Below are 23,884 nucleotides of genomic sequence, written 5' to 3' on the forward strand. Positions count from 1 at the left end.
GAGCTTGCATGGATTTCTTTGCGCAACAGGCGCGCGTGCGCGGCAGCAGCCGGCGGCTGGTGGCGCTGTTCGTACTGGCGGTGGTGGCGATCGTGGCGGCGATCGACGCGGCGGCGTGGCTTGCCTTCGGCCACCATCCGGCCGCCGGCGAGCCGGCCGCGTCGAACCTGCCGCTGCTCCTCGCCAGCAGCGGCGCGGTGATCGCCGGGATCGGACTCGGCTCGCTGTTCCGCATCATGAGCCTGTCCGGCGGCGGCAAGGCCGTCGCTGAAAGCGTCGGCGCGGTGGCGGTGCCGGCGGATACCCGCGACCCGCAGCTGCGCCGGCTGCGCAACGTGATCGAGGAGGTCGCGATCGCCTCCGGTGTGCCGGTGCCGGACGTCTACCTGATGGCCGACGAGGCGGGCATCAACGCCTTCGCCGCCGGTTACTCCGCCTCCGACGCGGCGGTGTGCGTGACCCAGGGCTGCCTGGACAACCTCACGCGTGACGAACTGCAAGGCGTGATCGCGCACGAGTTCAGCCATGTGCTGAACGGCGACATGCGGCTCAACATCCGCCTGATGGGCCTGCTGTTCGGCATCCTGGTGCTGGCGGTCGTGGGGCGCAAGGTGCTCCAGTTCGGTGGCGGCCGCGGCAGTCGCCGGGGCAGCGGCGGCCAGGTGCTGCTGATCGGTGCGGCGCTGATGGTGGTCGGCTACATCGGCTACTTCTTCGCACGCCTGATCCAGGCCGCGGTGGCGCGCTCGCGCGAAGCGCTGGCGGACGCCTCGGCGGTGCAGTTCACCCGTCAGACCGATGGCCTCGCCGGTGCGTTGAAGAAGATCGCGATCAGCGCCGAAGGCTCCGCCTTGCAGGTGGCGAACAGGCAGGAAGTGGCGCACATGCTGTTCGGCGAGGCAGGCAGTTTCAATGCGCTGTTCGCTACCCATCCGCCCTTGCTCGAGCGCATTCGAACGCTGCAGCCTGGCTTCAAGGAGGCTGACCTGGCACGCATGGCAGCGGGGATGCAGCGCGAAGCGGCACCGCCTGCGCAGGCGAACGGCCCCCCGGCCGCCGCCTCAGGCGTGTCGGGCATGCCGGGGTTGCCGTTGCCACCGATCCTGACGGGCGTGCTGGCCGGCGGCGTGGCCGCGGCCGCGCCGGCGTTCCGGCGTGTCGCGACCGTGCAGCAGGCGATGCCGGCGAGCCTGAGCGAAGCCGTGCGGCAGCCCGAGTCCGCGCTGACCGTGATGCTGGCGCTGGCGCTGTCCTTGAAGGCGGAGCTGCAGCCGGCGCAGCGCCGGATCGTCGCCGATGCCTTTGGCGACGACTTGCAGCGCGCCGTGCAGGCGCAGGCTTCCGCCCTGGCCGCCTTGGCGCCGATCGCGCGCCTGCCGCTGGTCGCGCTGGCGTTTCCCGCGCTCAAGCAATTGCCCGACGGGCGCCAGCAGACTTTGTTGCGCGCGCTGGACGAGCTGGTCAAGGTGGATGGCCGGGTCGACATCAACGAGTACTGCCTGGCACGGCTGCTGCGCATTCACCTGAGCGAGGCAAGTTCGCCGCGCCGTGCACCGGTCGACGGCGTGAAGAAGCTTCCGGCGGCGCGCGACAGCGTGATCCTGGTCTGTGCCATCGTCGCCGCGGCCGGCTGTTCGGACGAGGCCAGCGCAAGGCGCGCCTGGCTGCTGGCGATGCAGCAGGCGTTCCCCGGCGAGGCGATCGACTGGACGCCGCCGCCGGCGGCCTGGCAGGCGCCGTTCGAGCGCGCGCTGGACGATCTGGACGGCCTGAGCCCAATGGCCAAGGAGCTGGTGATCCAGGCCTTGCTGCGCGCGGTCCACGCCGACGGCCAGGTCAGCGTGGAGGAGGCCGAATTGTTGCGGGTGATCTGCGCCAGCCTGCATTGCCCGCTGCCGCTGGGAGAGGACGGAGGGGGTCAAGTCGCCACTTGACTCCCGCCGTTCCCTCCCGCAATCAACGCACTCGCCCGCTCGGCGATCATGATGGTGGGTGCGTTGGTGTTGCCGGTCGGCAGGGTGGGCATCACCGAGGCGTCCACCACGCGCAGCCCATCCACGCCGCGCACGCGCAGCTCGCTGTCGACCACGGCGCGATCGTCCTTGCCCATGCGGCAGGTGCCGACCGGGTGGTAGATGGTTTCGGCCTTGCGCCGGATGAAGTCGACGTACTCGGCGTCGCTGGCGATGCGCCGTTCGGGGAACACCGGCGCGCCGCGGTAGGGCGCGAACGCGGCCTGGTCGAGGATCTCGCGCGACAGTCGCGCCGCCTCGATCATCATCTTCAGGTCGTGGCCTTCCGGGTCGCCCAGGTAATTGGCGTGGATCGCGATCGGCTGCGCCGGATCGGCCGAGTGCAGGCGCAGCCGGCCGCGGCTGCGCGGGTGCAGATGGCAGGCGTGCAGGGTGTAGCCGTAGCCAGGCAGGCGATGGCGGCCGTGGTCGTCGAGCAGCGCGGGCACGAAGTGGAACTGCAGGTCGCAGCGTGCATCGGCGGCGTGGCGGCTGCGCACGAAGCCGCCGGCCTCGGCCACGTTGGAGCTGCCCGGCCCGTCGCGGTGGCGCAGCCAGCGCCAGCCGGCGGCCAGTTCGTTGAGGTGGTCGTAGCTGACGCGGCTCGGGTTGCCGTCGAGCGTGCAGATGTCCAGGTGGTCCTGCAGGTGGGCGCCGACGTCGGGCAGGTCGGCGAGCACCGCGATGCCGTGCTCGCGCAGGTGGTCGGCCGGGCCGAGTCCGGACAGCATCAGCAGCTGCGGCGAATTGATCGCACCGCCGGCGAGGATCACCTCGCCCGCCGCGATCCGCTCGGCGTCGTGCCGGCCGCGGCGCAACTGCACGCCGACCGCGCGGCGGTGCTCGATCAGCACGCGCTCGACCAGCGCATGCGTGCGCACGTCGAGGTTCGCGCGCCGGCGCACCGGCTTCAGGAACGCCGTGGCCGACGAGCAGCGTGCGCCGTCGCGCTGGGTCACCTGGTACAGCCCGAAGCCGGCCTGTCGCTCGCCGTTGAAGTCGTCGTTGCGTGCGAAGCCGGCGCTCGCGGCCGCGTCGAGCAGCGCTTCGGACAGCACGTTGCGGTGGCGCAGGTCGGCGACACCGAGCGGGCCGCCGGCGCCGTGCAGTGCGCCGGCGCCGCGGCTGTTGTCCTCGCTGCGCAGGAACCACGGCAGCACCTCGCGCCACGACCAGCGCGGGTCGCCGCTGGCTTCGGCCCAGCCGTCGTAGTCGGCCGCCACGCCGCGGATGTAGCACATCGCGTTGATCGAACTGGAACCGCCGAGGGTCTTGCCGCGTGGCCACCACAGCCGGCGCTGGCCGAGCGCCGGTTCCGGCTCGGTGCGGTAGTTCCAGTTGAGCGCGCGGTTGTTGGCCAGCCGCGCGATGCCGGCGGGCATGTGGATCAGCGGGTTCCAGTCTGCGGGGCCGGCTTCCAGCAGCAGCACGCGCGTGGCCGGATCGGCGCTGAGCCGGTGGGCCAGCACGCAGCCGGCCGAGCCGGCGCCGACGATGATGTAGTCGTAGTGGTTCAAGGCGTCCCCCGTGCGTGACGGAATGAGCGTGACCGCGTGCTAGGCTTGCCGCGCCCCACGCCGGATGTACCCGTGAGTTTGCCCCGCCCGCTGCCAGTGGAACAAGCCGCCGCGCCGATGCTGTCCGCGCTGGCGTTCTTCTTCGTGATGACTTCGTACTACATCATCCGGCCAGTCATGGGCCAGCTGAGCGGTGCGGTCGGCTCGCAGTCGCTGCCGCTGTTCTACAGCGCGGTGTTCGTGGTGATGCTGCTGCTGACGCCGCTGTTCGGCATGCTGGTGGCGCGCTTCCCGCGCAGACAATTGCTCGGCTGGAGCTACAGTTTCTTCATTTTGTGCCTGCTCGCCTTCGTGCCCGCGTTCATGGCGCAGGAGCGCATCGGCGCGCGCGAGCTGGGCGTGCTGTTCTTCGTCTGGGCCAGCGTGTTCAACCTGTTCGTGGTGTCGCTGTTCTGGAGCTTCATGGCCGACATTTTCTCCAGCGCTGAGGCACGGCGGGTGTTTTCGCTGATCGCATTGGGCGGCATGGCCGGCGCGGTCTTCGGTCCGCTGGTGACCAAGCTGCTGACGCAGCTGATCGGGGTGGCGCCGTTGTTGGTGGTTTCTGCGTGCGCGCTGACTCTCTCGCTGACGCTTTTGCTGCGGCTTTCCGCGCGACACGATCAGCAGCCGGGCAGCGCTGGCGAGGCGGCGATCGGCGGCTCGCTGTGGGCCGGCATCAGGCAGCTCTGGTCGCGTCCTTTCCTGCGCTACATGGCTTTGCTGATGTTGTTCGGCGATGGCATCGGCACGCTGGCCTATGCGCTGGTGGCGGACTATGCCAAGGCGCATTTCACCAGCACGGTCGCGCGCACGTTGTTCTACAGCAATCTCGACCTGGCCACCAATCTGCTCGGTGCAGTGTTGCAGTTGAGCGTGACGCCGTGGCTGCTGGTGCGTCGCGGCGCGGGCTGGGGACTGGTCGTCCCGTCGCTGGTGAATCTGGCCTTGCTGGCCGGGGTGGCGTTGATCGGTGGCGGGAGCTTTGCGTTCTTCAGCTACAGCGTGCCGCTGCTGGCCGTGATGCAGGTGATCACGCGCGGCTTCGCCTACGGCATGACCAAGCCCGCGGTGGATGCGCTGTATACGCGGGTGCCGCGCGAGACGCGCTACAAGGGCAAGAACTTCGTGGAAACCGCGGTGTGGCGCTTCGGCGACGTGGTGGTGACCAGCGCGGTGAGCGGCCTGCGCCTGCTGGGCTGGGGCGTGGCCGGCCTGGCCTTGGCCGGTGCCGGCGTCGCTGCACTGGCCGTAATGGTGTCCCGGCGTGCCGGCTGGTCGCCGGACCTGGCGCCGGACGAGCAGGCGCCCGTGGACAAGGCGGCGAAAGCATCGGCGTGAGCCGATGCTTTCCCGAAGCCCGCGTCTCAGCTCGTGATGTAACGCTGCAGGTGCTCGATCTGCTCGGCCTGTGCGTCGATCACCGCCTTGACCAGGTCGCCGATCGAGATCACGCCGACTACCTTGCCGTCGTGCACCACCGGCAGGTGACGGATGCGGCTGTCGGTGCACAGGCGCATGCAGTCGAACACGTCGGTGTCCGGGCTCACGGTCAGCGGGGGGCCGCTCATGATGTCGGACACGGCGGTCTGCGACGAGGAACGGCCCTGCAGGATCACCTTGCGCGCGTAGTCGCGTTCGGACATGACGCCGACCAACTGCTCGCCGCGCATCACCAGCAGCGCGCCGATCCGATGCTCGGCCATGTGCTTGATCGCATCAAGTACCGGCGCCTCCGGCGCGATGCTGTAGATCGCGTTGCCCTTGCCCTGCAGCAGATGTTTGACCTGGCTCATGCTTGGGTCTCCCAGCGGCCCGGGCGGGCCGTCTGGGGCGAGTCTAGCGCCGCCACCACGCCGGCGTGTAGTGAAGTTGTGAACCCGTCGCGCCGCGCTCAGTGCATGGCGCGTGGCGGCGTGCGGCCTTCGATGTAGCCGGGTCCGCCGAGCTGGTACATCTGCCGCTGGATCCACGCCGCGCGGCGCTGCACGTAGGCGCTGGGGCGGTCCGCATGCAGGCGCCGCGGGCTCGGCAGCACCGCGGCGAGGCGGGCGGCCTGGGCCGGGCCGAGCTGCGCCGGCGTGGCGTGGAAGTACGCCTCGCTGGCCGCGCCCACGCCGTAGATGCCGTTGCCCAGCTCGGCGATGTTCATGTACACCTCGAGGATGCGCTGCTTCGGCCAGGTCAGTTCGATCAGCACGGTGAAGTACGCCTCCAGCCCCTTGCGCACGAAGCTGCGGCCGTTCCACAGGAACAGGTTCTTGGCGGTCTGCTGGCTGATCGTGCTGGCGCCGCGCAGGCGCCGGCCGTCGTCGGCGGCGTCGAGCGCGTCCTGGATCGAATCGAGGTCGAAGCCGTGGTGGTAGGGGAATTTCTGGTCCTCGCCGGCCACCATCGCCAGCGGCACCCAGCTGGATACCTGCGTCCACGGCACCCAGTGCTGGCGCAGGCGGAAATCCTTCTCGCCGTGGAGCCATGCGCCGAGCTGGCGCTCCAGCATCACCGCCGACGTCCACGGCGGCACGAAGCGCAGCACCAGCACCACCAGCCAGCTCAGCGCCAGCCATGCCAGCAGCAGGATCGCCAGCGTGCGCAGCAGACGTAGCAGCGGGGCGCGGCGGAATGGAAAAGGCATGGCGGTACGCGTGGGAGGACGCGGGCAGTATAAGGGCCTGTTCAAGGGACGTTGTCCGGCCGCCGCGGCGCCCCCATCTGTGGCGCTTGACCTCCAGGAGACCTGCTGCCGTGGAAAACCTGCCTGCCGAAGACGTGCTGCATCGCTTTCTGCTGGAACGCGCCGGGGTGCGCGGTACCCTGCTGCGGCTGGGGCCGGCCTGGCGCGAAGTGGCCGGTCGCGCCGACTACCCGCCGGCACTGCACGCCCTGCTGGGCGAGGCGCTGGCCGCCAGTGCGCTGCTGACCGGCGGGATCAAGCTCGACGGCGCGCTGTCGATCGAGCTGAAGAGCGCGGGCGCGTTGCGCCTGCTGTTCGCCGAGTGCAGCGACCAGGGCCGCCTGCGCGGGCTGGCGCGCTGGAACGAACCGCTGCCCGCGCCGCTGGCGCTGGATGCGCTGGCCGGCGCGATCATGGCCATCACCATCGGCAACGTCGATCGCGGTCAGCGCTACCAGGGCCTGGTGGACCTGCGCCACGCCGACCTGGCCGCTTCGCTGGAAGACTACTTCACGAAGTCCGAGCAGTTGCCGGCGCGGATCCTGCTGGCCGCCGACGGCGAGCAGGCGGTCGGCCTGATGCTGCAGAAAATGCCGGGCGAGGGCGGCCACGCCGTGGTGCAGGACGACGATGCGTGGAATCGCGTGGTGCACCTGACCGCCACCCTGGGCACGCAGGAACTGCTGGCCAGCGCGCCGGAGCAACTGCTGTACCGCCTCTACCACGAGGAGTCGGTGCGCCTGTTCGAGCCGCGTCCGCTGGCGTTCGGCTGCAGCTGCAGCCGCGAGCGGGTCACGGCGATGCTGCGCTCGCTCGGCCGCGACGAGGTGGAGGCAGCACTGGCCGCCCGCGGTGACGAGATCGAGGTGGTCTGCGAGTTCTGTGCGCAGCGCTATCACTTCGACCGGATCGACGCCGAACACCTGTTGAGCGAAGCTGCGGCACCCGGCGCGCCGGGCACGGCACAGTAGACACTCGGTTCCGCGATCAGGCCAGCAGCAGCGGCTTGTCCGCGCCGAGCCAGGTGCTGGCCGGCTGTGCCTCGGCGAACAGGAAGCCCTGGCCGTAGCGGCAGCCGACGCGCAGCAGCGCCTGCCGCTGCGATTCTTCCTCGATGCCCTCGGCGATCACCTTCATCCGCAGCGAATCGGCCAGCACCTGGATCGCGCGCACCAATGCCAGGCCTTGCGTCTCGGCGTCGTCCGGTGGCAGCTCGGTGATGAAGGAGCGGTCGATCTTCAGCGTCTCGAACGGGTACTGGTGCAGGTAGCTGAGCGAGGAATAGCCGGTGCCGAAGTCGTCCAGCGCGATGCCGACGCCGTGGCTGCGCAGGTTCTGCAGCATCTGCTTGACCTGGGTCGGGTTCTCCAGCAGCGCGTGCTCGGTGACCTCGATGCGGATGCAGCGCGTGGGCACGGCGTACTGGTCGAACAGCGCCAGCAGCCGCAGGTCGAGGTCGGCCGAGCGGAAGTGCCGGCCGGACACGTTGATGCTGATGAAACCGTCGGTGCCGATCAGCCGCACTGCCTGGGTGCACACCTGCTCGAAGATCTGCCAGTCGATCGCCTCGGCGCAGCCGCATTCCTCGGCGATCAGCAGGAAATCGTGCGGCGGCAGCAGGCCGCGCTCGGGATGGTGCCAGCGCAGCAGCGCCTCGTAGCCGGTGATGCGGCCGTCCGCGAGTTCGACGATCGGCTGGTAGAACGGCTCGAACTCGTTGCGGCTCAGCGCGTGGCGCAGGTCGCTCTCCATGTCCAGCAGCGACAGCGCCTCGCGGCGCAGGCGGTCGTCGAACATCGCCGCGCGATGGCGGCCGCCGTCCTTCGCGTTGTACATCGCCGCGTCGGCGTCGCGCAGCAGTTCCTCCGGCTGGCGGTAATGCGGGCGGGCCAGCGCGATGCCGATCGAAGCGGAGGTGAAGATCTCCTTGGTGCCGAGCCGGAACGGCGTCTGCAGCTCGCTGATGATGCGCTCGGCGATCAGGGTGGCCTTGCCGGTCTCGACGATGCCCTCCAGCAGGACCGCGAACTCGTCGCCACCCAGGCGCGCGACCACGTCGCGCGTCTTCAGGCAGGCGCGGATGCGGCCGCCGACCTGGAACAGCAGGTCGTCGCCGACCAGGTGGCCGACCGAGTCGTTGATCACCTTGAAGCGGTCCAGGTCGATGAACAGCACGGCGAACTGCTCGCCCGGGTTGGCGGCGTAGCGCTGCATCGCCTGTTCCAGCCGTTGCAGCAGCAGGGTGCGGTTCGGCAGGCCGGTCAGCGAGTCGTGCAGCGTTTCGTACTTCAGCCGGCGCTCGACGCGCTCGCGCTCCGCGATCTGCTCGCGCAGGTCGCGGTTGGCCAGCGCCAGCGCGCGGGTGCGCTCGGTGACGCGGCGCTCCAGCCCGGCATAGGCCTGCTTCAGCGCCGTCGCGGCCTGTTTGCGCTGCAGCGCGTTGGCGATGTGGTAGCTGACGAAGGTCAGCAGCTCCTGATCGCGCTCGTTGTAGGTGTGCTCGGGCGAGTAGCTTTGCAGCGCCAGCACGCCCATTGCCTTGCCGCCCCAGATCAGCGGCACGCCGAGCCAGCACACCGAGCGTGCGCCGAAGAGGCTGATTTCGCCGAGCGCGCTGAGCCGGTCGATTTCCGCCGGCGTGGCCAGCAGCGGCTTGGCGTGGCGCAGCACGTACTCGGTGGCACCCCGGCCGTGCGCACGCGGCGGCCGCACGCTGTCCATGTCGTCCACCGAATAGGGGAAGGTGAGGTGGCCGTTCTCCTCGTCAATCAGCGCGATGTAGAAGTTGCGCGCGTACAGCAGGCCGCTGATCACCTGATGCATGGCCGCGTAGAACTTGTCCAGGCTGTCCGAGGTGTTGGCCAGCTCGGCGATGCGGAACAGCGCCGCCTGCAGGCGTTCGCCGCGCTGGCGCTGCAGCACCTGCTGGCGCAGCACGCGGTTGGCCTCGCGCAGCGCGGCGGTGCGGTCGGTGACCCGGCGGCCCAGCTCGAGGTGCGCCTCGCGCCGCTCCAGCGCGGTCTGCACGTGCTGCGCCACGTAGTTCAGCAATTCCAGGTCGTGCCGCGAGTAATGAGTGTCGGCACGGTAGCTCTGCATCACGATGCCGCCGACGACGCGGCCGGTGCGCAGCAGCGGCGCACCCAGCCAGTGTTCGCAACTGGGGCCGATCGGCACGAAGCGGTCGCCGAACTGCTGCTTCAGCTCTTCAAATGAACCCATCAGCGGGCGGCCTTCCTGCAGCAGGTTCCAGGTCAGGCTGTGCAGCATGCCGTGCAGCGGCAGGTGCTGGTCCGGCGGCGGCGGGTCGGTATCGGCGATGTCGACGTAATAGGGAAAACGGACGGTGTCGGTGGCCGCGTCGTACAGCACGATGTAGAAATTCTCCGCGTACATCAGGCTGCTGACGATGGCGTGCAGCGAGCGCATCATCTCGGGCATGTCGTGGTCGGCGCCGGCCTGCTCGGCGATCGCGTAGAGCGCGCGCTGCAGTCTCTCGGCCAGCGCCAGCCGCGAGATCGCCTCGTACAGGTGGCTGGTCTCGGCCAGTTGGTGCAGCCGGATGTCGGCCAGCCGGCCCAGCCAGTCCAGCCGGTCGCGCAGGGCTTCGGGCAGCGGCAGGTCGGCCCATTCGAGCACCAGGGTGCGCGGGCCTTGCGGGTCCTCGGCCAGATCCATCTGCCCGGCCAGATGGCCGGGTTGCTCGTCCATGCGCCGCCAGCGCAGCCGGCCATGGATGCCGAAGTTGTCCAGCATGAGTTCGCACACGTCCATCACGCCGGCGGCGTCGGGTGCCTCGAACAGCCGTTCGACCGCCGCGTGCAGGGCCGCAAGATCCCGTGCCACCGGCGGTGGTTGGGATGAGCGGATCGTCGGTGAGGCACTCATGGGGCTGCGACTGGTTCCGGTGCGACCTGGCGGGATCGGCGTGGCTTGTCTTTATATCGTGTAAGTCTGCACCCCCGCCACTTTCCCCGGGGCGGGAACCCGCGGCTGGCCGGGAGGTCGAAGGGGCATCGGCTGCAGCCGTTTTGTGCGTTGGGACGGATTTTCGGGGTGTTAGTAAAACGTAAAGCGGGGTATACTTCGAACCAAGTATCCTCTATCGAGCGAGTCATCGGTCCATCGTCATGCGCCGCCTGTCCGTCCTGCTGTTGACCCTGTTGCTGCCGCTTGCTGCGGCCGGGCAGTCTGCGGGCGGCGACAGCGCCATGGCAGAGCGCCTGCTGGCGCAGCCGCCGGACCAGACGGCCGAGGTTGAACCCGGCGTCGTGGTGCCGCTGTGGCGCGGCGCCGACGGTCGCCTGCTGGCGCTCAAGGCGGATCGCAGCACCGGCGCCGAGGCGCTGCGCAAGAATGCGCCGCTGGCGCTGCGGGTGGTGGATGCCTCCACGCTGATGACGACCGGCGTGGAATACGGGCTGGGGCCGCGACTGCAGGCGCACGCGCAGGTCAGCGAGCAGGCCTGGACCAACCCGGGCCTGCGCGTGCTCGGCAGCGAGGTGGGCGCCACCTATGACGCCGGCCGTTACAGCGTGGGTGTCAGCGTCGGCAGCAGCACCACGCCGAACAGGAACGTGTTGCCGCGCGTGTTGCCGGGCGCTGCGCCGGGCGTGGACGGCCTGTCCAGCTTCGACAGCAGCGCCCAGCTCAATGCGCATGGCCGACTGGCGCTGGGCAGCAAGAGCGGCATCGACCTGGGCGCCAGCGTGGGCCGGATCCATCTGCTGCCGGGCAACCTGCTCGGCGTCGATACGCTGGACCAGAAAGCGCTGAGCTTCGGCGTCGATCATGGCCCGCTGAGCGGCGTGCTGATTGGCCGCACGATGCAGCCGCAGGCCGGCATTCCGGGTGGCCTGAACGCCGACCGGCGCTGGAACAGCATCGATTTGGGCGTGACCTGGCGTCTGCCGTGGCGCGGTTCGCTGAGTGTCGGCGCGCAGAACCTGTGGTCGTCCGGCACACCGGCCAGTACGCCGGCGGGCCCGGAACCGGACCAGTCGCGCACGCCGTACGTGCAGTATCACCAGGATCTCTGAGCGGTTTTCTTCCGCTGGTCCCATGAGAAAACGCCGTCGCCATGCGACGGCGTTTTTCGTTGGCGCGTGCGTTCAGTCCCGCTTGCGCACGCGCAGGTCGCCGCTGAAGGTCTCGATGTTGATCTTGCCGGTGCCGTCGCCGAGGCGGACGTCCAGCGAGCTGCCGGGGCCGTGCTCGGGTTCCTTCGGCGTGCCGAAATCGCTGCGCAGGTCACCGCTGAAGCTGCTGGCGTGCAGGCTGGCCGAGGTGGCCGCCGGCAGTTGCAGCTGCACGTCGCCGCTCATGCTGTCGATGCCGATGCTGCCGGCGGGAGCCAGCGCGCCGCTGAGCTGCACGTCGCCGGACACCGTGCTGAGGGTGAGCTTCCGCCATGGCCCGCCGCTGGCCTGGATGCGGCCGGAGATGGTCTGCAGTTCGACCTCGTGGCCCAGCGCAGGCGCGAGGATCTCGCCGCTGACGGTCTTCAGCTCGGCCTGCCCGGCCTGCCCGGCCTGCTCGATGCCGCCGCTGACGCTGTCCACCTTCAGCGAGGGCGTGCGTGCGTTGATGCGCGCCTTGCCGCTGACCGTGTTGACCTGGATGCTGCCGCCGTCCATGCCGTCGATGACCAGCGGTGCGCTGACCACGTCGACGTCGAGCGAGGCTGCCCTGGGCACGTGCAGCTCCAGCGTGGTGGGCGCCATCTTGCTGTCGCCGCCCCAGTTGAACCAGCCGGGGCCACCTTGCGGTTCGACCTTGATCTGCAGGTTGTCGTCGGTGCCGGTGACCGCCAGCGGCTTGGCGCCGTCGCCGAGCCGGCCGCTGACTTGCACCTCGTTGCGGTCCCAGGCGGTCACGTTCACCGTGCCGGCGACGTTGCCGATGCTGATGCGGGCGGTCGACGTGGCGTCGTGGCGCAGCTGGATCGGCGTGTCGGCGAGGGCCTGGCTGATGCACAAGCACAGCAGCAAGGGAAGGTAGCGGGCGGTTTTCATGGTCGTTCCTGTGAGTGTCAGCCGGCCTGGTGGGCCAGCTGGCGCAGTTGTGCCTGTTGCTGTTCGGTGCGCCCGAGCAGGCGCTGCAGTGCCGGTGAATCCGGGGCCTGCCGGAGGGCCAGTTGCAATTCCATCCGTGCGGCGTCCAGCTCGATCGCGGCGCCGGTGAGGCGCGGGTCGGAGGGCTTCCAGTCGGTGGAGGACTTCAGGCTGCCGGCCAGCGGTGCGGCCGCCGGCGCCCGCAGCACGCGCCAGCCGATGCCGCCGGCCAGCAGCAGCGAGGCGGCGAGGCCGGCGGCGATCAGCCCTTGCCGGCGCGGCGTCGGTCGAGGCTCGCGCAAGGGCAGGGGCGCCGGTGCCGTGCGCTGGGCATCTTCCAGCACGGCGTCGATCGCGGACCACAGGTCGCGCCGCGGTACCAGCGGCTGGCGCAACTCGCGCAGCTGGCGGCGCCATTCGAATTCGTTCACGAGCATTCTCCCAATAGCTTGCGCAGCAGGCCGCGGGCGCGGTGCAGCTGTGCTTTCGAGGTGCCGATCGCCATGCCCAGTTCGCTGCCGATCTCTTCATGCCGCCAGCCCTCGATGTCGTGCAGCACCAGCACGGCGCGGGCACGCGGCGGCAGGCTGCCGATCGCGCGTTCCAGCTCTTCGCGCTCGGCGGCGCAGAACGGGGTCTCGCCGGTGTCCGGCAGGTGCTCGTCGTCGAGCATGCTGACCGGGTCGGCGCCGCGGGCGCGGATGTCCATCAGCGCCACGTTCACCGCCAGCCGGTACAGCCAGGTGCCGAACGCGCTTTCGTGGCGGAAGCCAGGCAATTTCTGCCAGGCGCGGACAAAGGCATCCTGGGTGAGGTCTTCGGCGCGCGCATGGTCGTAGCCGGCGAGCCGATACACCGCGCCGTGCACGCGACCTACGTGCAGCCGGTACAGCCGCTGGAACGCGTGGCGGTCGCCGGCGGCCGCCGCGCGCACGTCATCGCTGTCGTTGGCTCGCGTTGAGGCGGGCGACATGGCGCTTCCAAGGGCAGGACAGGCGGCGGTCATCTTGCCAGCTTGGATGCGGCGTTGCGCGAAAGGGTTTGCACGGCGCGCGCCACGCTGGGCCTGCAAGTGCCGCGGGCAGGTCGTGGCGACCTGCCCGCCGCCTGGATATCTCAGGAAGCAGCGGCCTCGCGGCGCGACGGGCCGGCGTCGTCTTCCAGTGCCTGCACCACGCGCTGCTGTTCCCGGCGCAGGCGTTCGGGCAGGCGCGGGGCAAAGCTGGCGAGGTAGTCGCCGATGGCCGACAACTCGGCCTGCCAGCTGGCGTTGTCCACCTCGAGCAGTTCCTCGAGCCGGGCACGCTCGAGCCTGAGCCCGTCGAGCTTGAGTTCGCCTTCGTCCGGCAGGATGCCGATCGGCGTCTCCGCGCCGCTCGCGCGGCCTTCGGCGCGGTCGATCATCCACTCCAGCACGCGCAGGTTGTCGCCGAAGCCCGGCCACAGGAACTTGCCGTCGGCGCCCTTGCGGAACCAGTTGACGTGGAACACCTTCGGCAGCTTCGCGCCGGGCCGGTCGAACGACAGCCAGTGCGCGAAGTAGTCGCCATAGTGGTAGCCGCAGAACGGCTTCATCGCCATCGAGTCGCGACGCAGCACGCCGACTGCGCCGGTGGCGGCGGCGGTGGTCTCCGAGCCCATCGCGGCGCCCATCAGTACGCCGTGGCTCCAGTCGCGCGCTTCCATCACCAGCGGCAGCAGCGAGGGCCGGCGGCCGCCGAACACGATCGCGCTGATCGGCACGCCCTGCGCGGCTTCGGCCGTCTCCGACCAGGTCGGGCACTGCTTCGCGCTGACCGTGAAGCGGGAATTGGGGTGCGCGGCGGGGCCGTTGGCCGGGTCGTACGGACGCCCCTGCCAGTCGGTGACGGGCGCGCCGGGCAGGCCTTCCCACCACGGCTGGTTGTCGGCGGTGACGGCGACGTTGGTGAAGATGGTGTCGTGCGAGATGCTGCGCATCGCATTGTGGTTGGTGGCGTCGCTGGTGCCCGGCGCCACGCCGAAGAAGCCGGCCTCCGGGTTGATCGCGTACAGCCGTCCGTCCGCGCCGGGGTGCATCCAGCAGATGTCGTCGCCGATCGTCCACACCTTCCAGCCGTCACGCCGGTAGCCTTCCGGCGGAATCAGCATCGACAAGTTGGTCTTGCCGCAGGCGGAGGGGAACGCGGCGGCGACGTAGTGCGTCTCGCCGCGCGGGTTCTCGATGCCGACGATCAGCATGTGTTCGGCCAGCCAGCCTTCGGTGCGCGCCTGGTTGCTGGCGATGCGCAGCGCGTGGCACTTCTTGCCCAAGAGCGCGTTGCCGCCGTAGCCGGAGCCGTAGGACTTGATGCTGAACTCGGCCGGGAAGTGCATGATCCAGCGGCGCTCGGGGTCGAGCTCGCCGATGGAGTGCAGGCCCTTGACGAACGTGCCTTCGCGCTCGATGCGCGCCTGCGCGGCGGCGCCCATGCGGGTCATGATCCGCATGTTGGCGACCACGTACGGGCTGTCGGTGATCTCCACCCCGCAGCGTGCCAGCGGCGAGTCGATCGGGCCCATGCAGTACGGGATCACGTACATGGTGCGGCCTTCCATGCAGCCGTCGAACAGCGCGTCGATCTTGGCGTGCGCCTCGGCCGGGTCCATCCAGTGGTTGTTCGGGCCGGCGTCTTCCCGGTTCGGATGGCAGACCAGGGTGAGGTGCTCGACGCGGGCCACGTCGGTGGGATGGGAGCGGTGCAGGTAGCAGCCCGGATGGGTTTGCTGGTTCAGTTCGATCAGCGTGCCGTCGGCCAGCATCTGCTGCACCAGGGCCTGGTATTCGGCGTCCGAGCCGTCGCACCAGTGGATCCGTGCGGGGCGGGTCAGCGCCGCCGCCTGGTTGACCCACTGTTCGAGCGCTTCCAGCTTGCTGGCCATCGTGTCCCCTTGAGGTTTTCGGAAAAAGTGACCGGAAACGCTAGTTTGCGTGCACTGGTATTGCAAGGTTCGATGCAACAGAAAACGGCGCCGCATGGCGCCGTCCGGGGCCTTCGGCAGGGTAGGGTCAGGCCGGGATGAGGGTGGTGATCATGTGTTCGACGTAGGCGTCGAACTCTTCATGATTGAGCCGCGGCAGGCCCAGGGTGAAGTTCAGCTGCAGGAAGCCGACGTAGGCGGCATAGGTCAGCCGCGCGCGGTTCAGCGCCTGCGCCGGGGCCAGGCCGGCCTCACGGTAGGCGGTGGTGAGGAACTCCATGCGCCGCTGCGATACGCGCGCCATCACCGGCACCACCTGCGGGTGATCCAGCGCCTTCAGCAGCGCCGCATATACCCGGTGCGGCTGCAGTTCGTGCGCGACGCGGCGAAACAGCTCGGGCAGGCGCTGGCGCGGGTCGGCGATCTGCTCGATCTGGCCCAGCACTTCGCGCTCGCCGTACTGCTCCCAGCGTTCCAGCGTGGCATGCAGCAAAGCCTCGCGGGTGCGGAAATGCCAGTAGAAACTGCCCTTGGTCACGCCCAGCTGGCGCGCCAGCGCTTCCACGGCCAGTGCGCCGACGCCGTGTTCGGCAATCAGCTGCAGGGCGGCAAGTTCCCAATCCTCGGCCGACAGCCGGGTGCGTTCTGGCTTGCTACTGACATTCATGTGCGTATGGTAGCGGCAGCCTACGCATTTGTAATGCGCCACGTCGATCCGGCCTGGCACCACGGCCGTCGCCGGGGGCGCCAGGCGCAGGGTTGACGCCGCTCGCCGGGGCAATCCATACTCTTCCGTATGGTGATCCACGCCCCCACGTCCCCGCTGCTCAGCCGCTTTCGCGCTGCCGACCTGACTCTGGCGGTGGAGACGCGCTGCCCGGCGGGTCGACCGAGCCTGCTGTTCGCGCACGGGTTCGGCCAGACCCGCGGCGCCTGGAACGGCGCGGCGGCGGCGCTGGCGCAGGCGGGTTGCCGCTGCGTCACGTTCGATGCGCGCGGCCACGGCGAGAGCGACCGGATGGCGGAAGGCGCGGAGTCCGGCCATGGCTACCACATGGACCAGTTTGCCGACGACCTGCAGCGCCTGGCCGCAGCGCAGCCGCAGCCGCCGATCCTGGTCGGCGCGTCGATGGGCGGCCTGCTCGGCATCGTGCTGGCCGGCGAAATCCGGCCGTCGCCGTTCCGTGCGCTGGTGCTGGTGGACATCACGCCGCGCTGGGAAACCGCCGGGGTGGAACGCATCCTCGCCTTCATGCAGGCGCATCCGCACGGCTTCGCGAACTACGCCGAGGCGGCCGAGCAGATCGCCGCCTACCTCCCGCAGCGGCGCGAACGCAAGAGCGAGCAGCAGCTGCGCCCGTTGCTGCGCGAAGGCAGCGACGGCCGGCTGCGCTGGCACTGGGATCCGGCCCTGCTGGCGGGCGACCTGGTGCAGGAAAGCGAGCGCTACCAGCCGCGCCTGCAGGCCGCCGCGACGACGATCGAGGTGCCGGTGCTGCTGCTCTCGGGCGCGCGCAGCGACGTGGTGTCGCGCGCCACCGTCGACGAGTTCATGCATCTGGTGCCGCACGCGCAGCATGTCGAGTTGCCGCACGCCACGCACATGGTGGCGGGCGATGCGAATGACGCCTTCACGCACGAAGTTGCCCGCTTTGTGCAGAGTCTTGATCCGCTACCCGTCGACCGGCGCGTTGCCGGTGCCGCCCAATCGCAATGAGGTGTTGAGATGTCCGTGCTACTGACCCTGCTGGCGGCGTTGATTGCCTCCGGCGCCTGCGCCTACCACCGCAGCAGCCTGCGCAGCTGGGCGATCGCCACCGCCGTCGCCACGCTGGTGGTCGGCCTGATCGCGCATGCGCCGTGGACCACCACGATCCTGCTGATCGTCGAGCTGGCGATCGCGCTGCCGCTGCTGCTGGTGGATTTCCGCCGCAAGCAGATCACGCTGCCGATCCTGAAGATCTTCGCCAAGGTGACGCCGAAGCTGTCGGAGACCGAGCAGACCGCGCTGGAAGCGGGCACGGTCGGCTTCGAGGGCGAGCTGTTCTCCGGCAAGCCGGACTGGCACGAACTGCTGAAGCAGCCCAAGCCCGAGCTCTCCGTGGAGGAGCAGGCCTTCATGGCCGGCCCGGTGGAAGAGCTGTGCGCGATGATCGACGACTGGCAGATCACCCACGAGCTGGCCGACCTGCCGCCGAAGGTGTGGGAGTTCATCAAGAAGAACCGCTTCTTCGGCATGATCATCCCGAAGCAGTACGGCGGCCTGCAGTTCTCCGCGCTGGCGCATTCGGCGGTGCTGCAGAAGCTGTCCACCGCGTCGGCCACGGTGTCCTCCACGGTGGCCGTGCCGAACTCGCTGGGGCCGGCCGAGCTGCTGCTGCACTACGGTTCGGAGGAGCAGAAGAACCACTACCTGCCGCGCCTGGCGGTGGGCGAGGAGATTCCCTGCTTCGCGCTGACCGGCCCGTACGCCGGTTCCGACGCCACCTCGATCCCCGACGTGGGCATCGTCTGCAAGCAGGTGGTCGACGGCGTCGAGACGCTGGGCATCAAGCTCACCTTCGACAAGCGCTACATCACGCTGGCGCCGATCGCCACGGTGGTCGGCCTGGCCTTCCGCATGTACGACCCCGAGCACCTGCTCGGCGACAAGGAAGACCTCGGCATCACCCTGGCCTTGCTGCCGCGCTCCACGCCGGGGCTGGAGATCGGCCGCCGCCACTTCCCGCTGAACATCCCGTTCCAGAACGGCCCGGTGCGCGGCAAGGAGGTGTTTGCGCCGCTGTCGGTGCTGATCGGCGGGCCGCAGATGGCCGGCCACGGCTGGCGCATGCTGGTCGAGTGCCTGTCGGTGGGCCGTGCGATCTCGCTGCCGTCCAACGCCACCGGCGGCATGCGCGCCTCGGCGCTGGCGACCGGCGCGTATGCGCGCATGCGCAAGCAGTTCGGCCTGGCGGTGGCCCGCTTCGAGGGCGTCGAGGAAGCGCTGGCGCGCATCGGCGGCCTCACCTACGCCACCGCCGCGCTGTCGCGCGCCACTGCGGCGGCGGTCGACCGCGGCGAGAAGCCGGCGGTGCCGTCGGCGATCGCCAAGTACCACGCCACCGAATGGGCACGGCAGATCGCCGCCGACACCATGGACGTGCACGGCGGCAAGGCGGTGCAGCTCGGTCCGAAGAACTACGCCGGCCGCGGCTGGTCGGCGGTGCCGATCGCGATCACGGTGGAAGGCGCCAACATCATGACGCGCAGCCTGATGATCTTCGGCCAGGGCGCGATCCGCTGCCATCCGTACGTGCTGAAGGAAATGCAGGCGCTGTCGATCGCCGACCGCGGCGAGCAGCTGAAGACGTTCGACCGCCTGCTGTTCGGCCATATCGGTTTCGGTATCTCCAACGCGGTGCGCAGCTTCGCGATGGGCGTGAGCGGCGCACGCCTCGGCGAAACCGCCGGTGACGCCTACACCCGCCGCTACTACCGCAAGCTCGACCGCTACTCGGCCGCGCTGGCGCTCACCGCCGACGTGTTCATGGGCGTGCTCGGCGGCAAGCTGAAGTTCAAGGAGAAGCTGTCGGCGCGCCTGGGCGACGTGCTGAGCTACCTGTACATCGCCAGCAGCATGCTCAAGCAGTACGAGGACAACGGCCGGCCGGAAGCCGATCGCCCGTTCCTGGCCTGGGGCTTCCATCAGTGCATGTGGCTGATCCAGAACGCGCTGGACGGCGCGATCCGCAACTTCCCGGTGCGCCCGGTGGCGTGGCTGCTGCGCGCGCTGGTATTCCCGCTGGGTCGCCGTGAGGTGCCGCCGTCCGACCGCCTCGGCCGCCGCGTCGCCGCGCTGCTCACCGCGCCGAACGAGGCGCTCGACCGCCTCACCGACTGGGTCTACACCACGCCCACGCCGAACAACACGATCGGCCGCATGAAGGCGCTGCTGCCGGACGTGATCGCCGCCGAGCCGGTCGAGCGCAAGTTCGGCAAGGCGCAGAAATCCGGCCAGTTCACCGCGCACGATTACCTCGACCAGCTGGCCGAGGCGCAGCAGGCCGGGGTGATTTCCGAAGCCGAGGCCAACCTGCTCAGGCACGTGCGCGAAGGTGTGTTCGAGTTCATCTCGGTGGACGATTTCGACAGCGACGAGCTGCGCGCGTTCAAGACGCGGGCGGACGCCTCCTGAATCCCACTGACCGACCGGCCCGCCTTGCGGGCCGGTTCCTTTGCGAGGGCCAAAAAGATGAATGCCCCGGTGTTGACCATCTACCGCCGTATCACGCGCTGGCCGGCGGGTCACCGGTTCTTCTCGCGGCTGATCTGCCTGAAGGCGCCGTACTTCGCCACCATCGCGCCGCGCTTCGTGGCGCTGGAGCCGGGCCGCTGCGAGGTGCGCATCTGCGACCGGCGCCGTGTGCACAACCACCTCGGCACCATGCATGCGATCGCGCTGTGCAACCTGGCCGAGCTGGCTGCCGGGGTGATGACTGATGCGACGATTCCGGCGGACATGCGCTGGATCCCGAAGGGCATGAGCGTCGAGTACCTGAAGAAGGCGGTGGGTACGATGCGCGGCGTCGCCACGCCGGAGGCGGGCGTGCCCGGTGCCGGCGGCGGCCGCGAGTGGCCGGTCGGGGTGGAGGTGACGGACGACACGGGTGAGACGGTGCTCCGCGCACGCGTGCTGATGTGGGTGTCGTTGCGCAAGCACGGCTGAAAGGCGGCCCGTGCCGGCTCAGTCCGCCAGCATGCAGCGGTTCTTGCCGCTGCGCTTGGCCGCGTACATGGCGCGGTCGGCCGCCTGCATCAGTCGTTCGTCGGCATCGGCCTGCTCGTTCGGCGCGTACGGTGCGATGCCGATGCTGGCGCCGACGCGCACCTCGGCCGGCGTGCCGTTGACCCACAGGGCGTAGGGCTCGCCCAGCGCGGCGCAGATTTTTTCGCACAGGCGCAGCGCCGTCCGCGGATCGTCGATCTCCTCCAGCACCAGCGCGAACTCGTCGCCGCCGAGCCGCGCCACCGTGTCGTTGCTGCGCAGGTGCGCCGACAGCCGCGCGGCGATCTCCTGCAGCAGGGCGTCGCCGGCGGCGTGGCCGTGGCTGTCGTTGACGTGCTTGAAGCCGTCGATGTCGATGCTGGCCAGCGCGAACTGGCTTTGGTGACGGTTCGCGCGCTGGATCGCGCCGTGCAGGCGGTCGTGGAACAGGATGCGGTTCGGCAGCCCGGTCAGCGGGTCGTGGCTGGCCTGGTGGCGCACCATCGCCTCGATCAGCTGGCGCTCGGCGATCTCGCGACTGAGCTGCTGGTTGCGTTCGGCCAGTTCGTCCCTGGCCTGCTGCAGCTTCATGCGCGCCGCGTACAGCTCCAGGAATACGCGCACCTTCGACTGCAGGATCACGTCGTTGATCGGCTTGGCGATGTAGTCCACCGCGCCGGAGCGGTAGCCCTTGAGCCGGTTCATGTCGTCGACGTAGGCGGCGGTGACGAAGATGATCGGGGTGTCGCGCAGGTGCTCGGCCTCGCCCAGCAGGGCGGCCACCTCGAAGCCGTCCATGTCCGGCATGTTGACGTCGAGCAGGATCAGCGCGAACTCGTGGTCCAGGCACAGCGCCAGCGCCTCGTTGCCGCTGCGTGCCTCGAACAGCTCGGCGCCGCTGCGGGCGAGCAGCCGGCGCATGGCGACCAGGTTGGCGGCGGTGTCGTCGACGATCAGGATCTTCGGCAGCATCGTGTACACCAAACAGACGGACTCGAGCCTACCTTAACCTCTGCGGCCGGCCGCGGGTAAGGGCCGCCATGCTCAGCGCCGCAGCCAGGCCAGCAGGGTGGCCGCCAGGCGGTCGAGGTCGATCGGCTTGGACAGGTAGTCGCTGGCGCCCATCGTCAGGCACTTCTCGCGATCGCCCTGCATGGCCTTGGCGGTCAGCGCAATGATCGGCAGGTCGCCGTAGCGCGCCTGCGCACGGATCGTGCGGATCATCTCGTAGCCGTCCATGCCCGGCATCATGATGTCGATCAGCAGCAGCTCCGGCATGGCTTCCTCGGCCAGCATGCGCAGCGCCTTGGCGCCGTCCTGCGCCAGGCTCACCTGCATGCCCCAGCCGCGCAGCACCTTGGACAGCGCGAACAGGTTGCGCATGTCGTCGTCTACCAGCAGCACGCGGCGGCCGGCCAGTGCGTCGCCGGCTGCCGCCGATGGGGCGGTCGCCGCGTGCGGTGCGGCGGCCTGCCGCTCGACGGCGGCGGCAGGCTTCGTCGGCGCGGTCGCCGGTGGTTCCTCCGGCAACAGCACGGTGAAGCGGCTGCCGCGGCCAGGTTCGCTGCGCACGACCAGGTCGCCGCCGAGCATCCTCGCCATCCGCCGCGAAATGGCCAGGCCCAGGCCGGTGCCGCCGAACTGCCGGCTGGTGCCGGCGTCCACCTGCTCGAACGCGTTGAAGATGTGTTCGAGCTTGTCGGCGGGGATGCCGATGCCGGTGTCGCTGACGGTCAGCGCGAGCAGTGGCCGGCCACGCAGCGGGTCGGGCACGTCGATCTGGCCTGGGCGGCCGATGTGCAGGCTCACCGCACCCTCGGCGGTGAACTTGAAGGCGTTGCCGAGCAGGTTGTTGGCGATCTGTTCGAGCCGGGCACAATCCGTGCGCAGGCTCGTCGGCAGCCCGGCTTCGATGTCCAGCGTGAATCCCAGCGATTTCTGCGCGGCGACGTGGGCGAACGCGCGGCGCAGGCGCTGCACCAGCCCGGCCAGCGGCAGCTCGTCGATCACCAGCTCCATCTTGCCGGCCTCGATCTTGGACAGGTCGAGGATGTCGTTGATCAGGCGCAGCAGGCTGTTGCCGGCGTCGTGGATGATCTGCACCGATTCGACCTGTTCCGCGTCCAGGTTGCCGCGGGCGTTGCTGGCCAGGTCGCGCGACAGGATCAGCAGGCTGTTCAGCGGCGTGCGCAGCTCGTGCGACATGTTGGCGAGGAACTCGGACTTGTACTGGCTGGCCTGCGCCAGCTCGGCGGCCTTGTCGGCGGTTTCCTGCTGCAGGTCTTCCAGCACATATTTTTGCCGGTTCAGGCTTTCGGTCATCTCGCGCAATTCCTCGTTCGACGCCTGCAGCTCGCCGGCCTGGATGCGCAGCTCCTCCTCGGAGGCGATCAGCCGCCGCGATTGTTCCTCCAGCTCTTCCGTCTTCGCCTGCAGCGCGTCGTTGTTGTCGCGCAGCACTTCCTTCTGCTGGCGCATCACCAGTTCGGACACGCGCAACTCGTCGGCCTGTTCCTGCGTGCGCAGCAGCAGCCCCTGCACGCTGGCCGTGCGGTTGAGGTTCTCCAGGCTCAGCGCCACCACGGGCAGCAGTTCGTCCAGCAGCTGCCGTATCAGCGGGGTCGACGGGGTGAAGCCGGCCAGTTCCAGCACGCCGATCAGGGTGTCGCGATACAGCACCGGCAGGATCGCGAGGTGGCTGGGCAGGGCCTCGCCGCTGCCGGAGTCGATGTGCAGGTAGTCGGCCGGCACGTCGTCCAGGATGATTGCCTTGCGCTCGATCGCACACTGCCCGACCAGGCCTTCGCCCGGCAGGTACTGGTCGGCCGAGCGGTGGCTCAGGCGCAGGCCGTAGCTGCCGATCAGGTCGAGCCGCTGGCGCGCATCGTCGTACGAGTAGAACAGGCCTACGCCGGCCTTGCACAGCGGCACCAGCGCGCTGGTCAGCCATTGCGCGAACTCCTTGTGCGTGGTGGCCTGCAGCAGCAGGTGGGAGATGGACGACACCTGTTCCTTGATCCAGCTCTGTGCCTGGGTGTCCACCGACATCTGCCGGAACACCTGCAGTGCGCGGGCGATCTCGCCGATTTCGTCGCGGCGGTCGATCCGGCGGATCTCGAAATCATGGTCGTGGTTCGCCAGCCGGGTCAGCTGATCCGTCAGGCTGCGCAGCGGGCGGGTGACCAGGCGCAGGGTCAGCCGGATCACCGTCACGCCGAGCAGGATGGCGAGCAGCGCCGCCACGAAATTGACTGCGCGGGTGATGGCGAGGGTCCGGTCCAGACGCTGGTTGCGCGTGGCCAGGAGCCGCTCCTCGTCGAGCGTCATCTGCCCGATGACGTCGCTGATCTCCTGCACGCTGACGCTGCGGTGCTTCAGGTAGTCGGACTGGATGCGCAGCCGCTGCAGCGCGGCCTGCGCCGGATCGTTCGCGTCCAGGCCGGCGAGGGTGTCGATCACCCCCCTGCGGAACTCGCGCTGCCACAGCGCCGCCATTTCCTCCACCTTGTCGATGCGCGACAGCTGCAGCGGGTTGTCCGACATCAGCTCGCGCAGCCGGGCGATATGGGTGCGCAGATCCTGGTTGGCGCTCTCGAAGGCATCGCGCTGCGCGGCGTCCTGGGTCAGCAGGTAGCCGCGGGCGCCAACCTGGCTGGCCTGCATCGTCTGCAGCACGTGGTCCAGCTGCAGCAGCACCTGATAGGTATGCGTGGCCCAGCGGCGGTCCTCGTCCTGCTGACGCAGCGAGTACAGGCTGATCGCGCTGGCCAGCAGGAACAGCCCCAGCAGCAGGCCGATGGCCAGCACGATCTTGTGCTGCAGCGGCCGGTCGGCCAGCCAGGAGTTGGACGTTTGGGTCAGGGGCATGCGGATCATCATCGCAGTTTGCCGCCGCGCCTGCC

18 protein-coding genes are annotated in these 23,884 nt (G+C 69.4%); 7 read left to right on the forward strand and 11 right to left on the reverse strand.

Going from position 1 to position 23,884, the window contains the following annotated elements; translation table 11 throughout:
- Positions 1-8 precede the first annotated feature (8 nt).
- Positions 9-1,934 carry a M48 family metallopeptidase gene (locus R2APBS1_RS02905; protein ID WP_015446815.1) on the forward strand — a complete coding sequence of 642 codons (1,926 nt, stop codon included), beginning with the start codon at positions 9-11 and terminating at the stop codon, positions 1,932-1,934.
- Here R2APBS1_RS02905 and R2APBS1_RS02910 read toward each other — a convergent pair.
- Positions 1,919-3,529, reverse strand: a complete 1,611-nt coding sequence (locus R2APBS1_RS02910) for a GMC family oxidoreductase (protein WP_015446816.1) — start codon at positions 3,527-3,529, stop codon at positions 1,919-1,921. The two genes, R2APBS1_RS02905 and R2APBS1_RS02910, sit on opposite strands and share 16 nt — an antisense overlap.
- Before the next feature lie 117 nt (positions 3,530-3,646).
- Here R2APBS1_RS02910 and R2APBS1_RS02915 point away from each other — a divergent pair, with 117 nt between their 5' ends.
- Positions 3,647-4,909, forward strand: coding sequence for an NTP/NDP exchange transporter (locus tag R2APBS1_RS02915; protein WP_041676851.1), 1,263 nt, complete (start codon positions 3,647-3,649; stop codon positions 4,907-4,909).
- Between the two features lie 26 nt (positions 4,910-4,935).
- Here R2APBS1_RS02915 and R2APBS1_RS02920 read toward each other — a convergent pair whose 3' ends face one another.
- Entirely contained in the window at positions 4,936-5,364 is a 429-nt protein-coding gene (locus R2APBS1_RS02920; RefSeq protein WP_007510852.1) for a CBS domain-containing protein, read from the reverse strand.
- A gap of 98 nt (positions 5,365-5,462) precedes the next feature.
- A complete protein-coding gene (mtgA, locus tag R2APBS1_RS02925) occupies positions 5,463-6,203 on the reverse strand; it encodes a monofunctional biosynthetic peptidoglycan transglycosylase (protein ID WP_007510850.1) in 741 nt (246 codons plus the stop codon).
- Between the two features lie 110 nt (positions 6,204-6,313).
- On the opposite strand from mtgA, the gene hslO reads away from it, so the two are divergent.
- The gene (gene hslO, locus R2APBS1_RS02930; RefSeq protein WP_007510848.1) at positions 6,314-7,213 is read left to right on the forward strand and encodes an Hsp33 family molecular chaperone HslO; all 900 of its coding nucleotides are present in this window, start codon (positions 6,314-6,316) and stop codon (positions 7,211-7,213) included.
- Between the two features lie 16 nt (positions 7,214-7,229).
- On the opposite strand, the gene R2APBS1_RS02935 is transcribed toward hslO, so the two are convergent.
- Positions 7,230-10,130: a bifunctional diguanylate cyclase/phosphodiesterase gene (locus R2APBS1_RS02935; RefSeq protein WP_007510846.1), complete on the reverse strand. Its 2,901-nt coding sequence runs from the start codon at positions 10,128-10,130 to the stop codon at positions 7,230-7,232.
- Between the two features lie 242 nt (positions 10,131-10,372).
- Here R2APBS1_RS02935 and R2APBS1_RS02940 point away from each other — a divergent pair, with 242 nt between their 5' ends.
- Complete coding sequence (locus tag R2APBS1_RS02940; RefSeq protein WP_007510844.1) at positions 10,373-11,281, forward strand: hypothetical protein; 909 nt, start codon at positions 10,373-10,375, stop codon at positions 11,279-11,281.
- A 72-nt stretch (positions 11,282-11,353) separates the two neighbouring features.
- Here the strand turns inward: R2APBS1_RS02940 and R2APBS1_RS02945 are convergent, their stop codons facing one another.
- The 5 genes from R2APBS1_RS02945 to R2APBS1_RS02965 form a co-directional block, all read right to left on the reverse strand.
- Entirely contained in the window at positions 11,354-12,256 is a 903-nt protein-coding gene (locus tag R2APBS1_RS02945) for a DUF4097 family beta strand repeat-containing protein (protein ID WP_007510842.1), read from the reverse strand.
- 17 nt (positions 12,257-12,273) lie between these two features.
- Positions 12,274-12,726: a hypothetical protein gene (locus R2APBS1_RS02950; RefSeq protein WP_015446818.1), complete on the reverse strand. Its 453-nt coding sequence runs from the start codon at positions 12,724-12,726 to the stop codon at positions 12,274-12,276.
- Positions 12,723-13,268 carry an RNA polymerase sigma factor gene (locus R2APBS1_RS02955; protein ID WP_007510838.1) on the reverse strand — a complete coding sequence of 182 codons (546 nt, stop codon included), beginning with the start codon at positions 13,266-13,268 and terminating at the stop codon, positions 12,723-12,725. The genes R2APBS1_RS02950 and R2APBS1_RS02955 overlap by 4 nt, the downstream gene beginning before the upstream one ends.
- 143 nt (positions 13,269-13,411) lie before the next feature.
- Complete coding sequence (locus R2APBS1_RS02960) at positions 13,412-15,196, reverse strand: phosphoenolpyruvate carboxykinase (GTP) (RefSeq protein WP_015446819.1); 1,785 nt, start codon at positions 15,194-15,196, stop codon at positions 13,412-13,414.
- Between the two features lie 127 nt (positions 15,197-15,323).
- Positions 15,324-15,902, reverse strand: a complete 579-nt coding sequence (locus R2APBS1_RS02965; protein ID WP_015446820.1) for a TetR/AcrR family transcriptional regulator — start codon at positions 15,900-15,902, stop codon at positions 15,324-15,326.
- A gap of 129 nt (positions 15,903-16,031) precedes the next feature.
- Between R2APBS1_RS02965 and R2APBS1_RS02970 the strand changes: the two genes are divergently transcribed.
- Genes R2APBS1_RS02970 through R2APBS1_RS02980 form a run of 3 tightly spaced genes read left to right on the forward strand, consistent with a single transcriptional unit; the run spans position 16,032 to position 19,943 of the window.
- Positions 16,032-16,952, forward strand: coding sequence for an alpha/beta fold hydrolase (locus tag R2APBS1_RS02970; protein WP_015446821.1), 921 nt, complete (start codon positions 16,032-16,034; stop codon positions 16,950-16,952).
- A 9-nt stretch (positions 16,953-16,961) separates the two neighbouring features.
- On the forward strand, positions 16,962-19,412 hold the full coding sequence (locus R2APBS1_RS02975) for an acyl-CoA dehydrogenase (protein WP_015446822.1): 2,451 nt from the start codon (positions 16,962-16,964) through the stop codon (positions 19,410-19,412).
- Positions 19,413-19,469: 57 nt separating this feature from the next.
- Positions 19,470-19,943 carry a hotdog fold domain-containing protein gene (locus R2APBS1_RS02980; RefSeq protein ID WP_015446823.1) on the forward strand — a complete coding sequence of 158 codons (474 nt, stop codon included), beginning with the start codon at positions 19,470-19,472 and terminating at the stop codon, positions 19,941-19,943.
- Positions 19,944-19,961: 18 nt separating this feature from the next.
- Here R2APBS1_RS02980 and R2APBS1_RS02985 read toward each other — a convergent pair whose 3' ends face one another.
- Together R2APBS1_RS02985 and R2APBS1_RS02990 are read right to left on the reverse strand one after the other, a co-directional pair.
- Positions 19,962-20,954 (reverse strand): diguanylate cyclase domain-containing protein, encoded by a 993-nt coding sequence (locus R2APBS1_RS02985; protein WP_015446824.1) that lies wholly within the window; start codon positions 20,952-20,954, stop codon positions 19,962-19,964.
- A 72-nt stretch (positions 20,955-21,026) separates the two neighbouring features.
- Positions 21,027-23,861: a response regulator gene (locus tag R2APBS1_RS02990; protein ID WP_015446825.1), complete on the reverse strand. Its 2,835-nt coding sequence runs from the start codon at positions 23,859-23,861 to the stop codon at positions 21,027-21,029.
- Positions 23,862-23,884: the final 23 nt, after the last annotated feature.

Origin of the sequence: Rhodanobacter denitrificans, assembly GCF_000230695.2 — a bacterium.
GTDB classification, from domain to species: domain Bacteria; phylum Pseudomonadota; class Gammaproteobacteria; order Xanthomonadales; family Rhodanobacteraceae; genus Rhodanobacter; species Rhodanobacter denitrificans.

What these genes read in the sequence shown, in the direction of transcription:
- R2APBS1_RS02915 (WP_041676851.1), top strand. Translation starts at nt 3,647, where the DNA reads ATGCTGTCCGCGCTGGCGTTCTTCTTCGTGATGACTTCGTACTACATC.
- R2APBS1_RS02945 (WP_007510842.1), bottom strand. Translation starts at nt 12,256, where the DNA reads ATGAAAACCGCCCGCTACCTTCCCTTGCTGCTGTGCTTGTGCATCAGC.
- R2APBS1_RS02980 (WP_015446823.1), top strand. Translation starts at nt 19,470, where the DNA reads ATGAATGCCCCGGTGTTGACCATCTACCGCCGTATCACGCGCTGGCCG.
- R2APBS1_RS02920 (WP_007510852.1), bottom strand. Translation starts at nt 5,364, where the DNA reads ATGAGCCAGGTCAAACATCTGCTGCAGGGCAAGGGCAACGCGATCTAC.
- R2APBS1_RS02975 (WP_015446822.1), top strand. Translation starts at nt 16,962, where the DNA reads ATGTCCGTGCTACTGACCCTGCTGGCGGCGTTGATTGCCTCCGGCGCC.
- mtgA (WP_007510850.1), bottom strand. Translation starts at nt 6,203, where the DNA reads ATGCCTTTTCCATTCCGCCGCGCCCCGCTGCTACGTCTGCTGCGCACG.
- R2APBS1_RS02935 (WP_007510846.1), bottom strand. Translation starts at nt 10,130, where the DNA reads ATGAGTGCCTCACCGACGATCCGCTCATCCCAACCACCGCCGGTGGCA.
- R2APBS1_RS02955 (WP_007510838.1), bottom strand. Translation starts at nt 13,268, where the DNA reads ATGTCGCCCGCCTCAACGCGAGCCAACGACAGCGATGACGTGCGCGCG.
- R2APBS1_RS02940 (WP_007510844.1), top strand. Translation starts at nt 10,373, where the DNA reads ATGCGCCGCCTGTCCGTCCTGCTGTTGACCCTGTTGCTGCCGCTTGCT.
- R2APBS1_RS02985 (WP_015446824.1), bottom strand. Translation starts at nt 20,954, where the DNA reads ATGCTGCCGAAGATCCTGATCGTCGACGACACCGCCGCCAACCTGGTC.
- R2APBS1_RS02970 (WP_015446821.1), top strand. Translation starts at nt 16,032, where the DNA reads ATGGTGATCCACGCCCCCACGTCCCCGCTGCTCAGCCGCTTTCGCGCT.
- R2APBS1_RS02905 (WP_015446815.1), top strand. Translation starts at nt 9, where the DNA reads ATGGATTTCTTTGCGCAACAGGCGCGCGTGCGCGGCAGCAGCCGGCGG.
- R2APBS1_RS02965 (WP_015446820.1), bottom strand. Translation starts at nt 15,902, where the DNA reads ATGAATGTCAGTAGCAAGCCAGAACGCACCCGGCTGTCGGCCGAGGAT.
- R2APBS1_RS02960 (WP_015446819.1), bottom strand. Translation starts at nt 15,196, where the DNA reads ATGGCCAGCAAGCTGGAAGCGCTCGAACAGTGGGTCAACCAGGCGGCG.
- R2APBS1_RS02990 (WP_015446825.1), bottom strand. Translation starts at nt 23,861, where the DNA reads ATGATGATCCGCATGCCCCTGACCCAAACGTCCAACTCCTGGCTGGCC.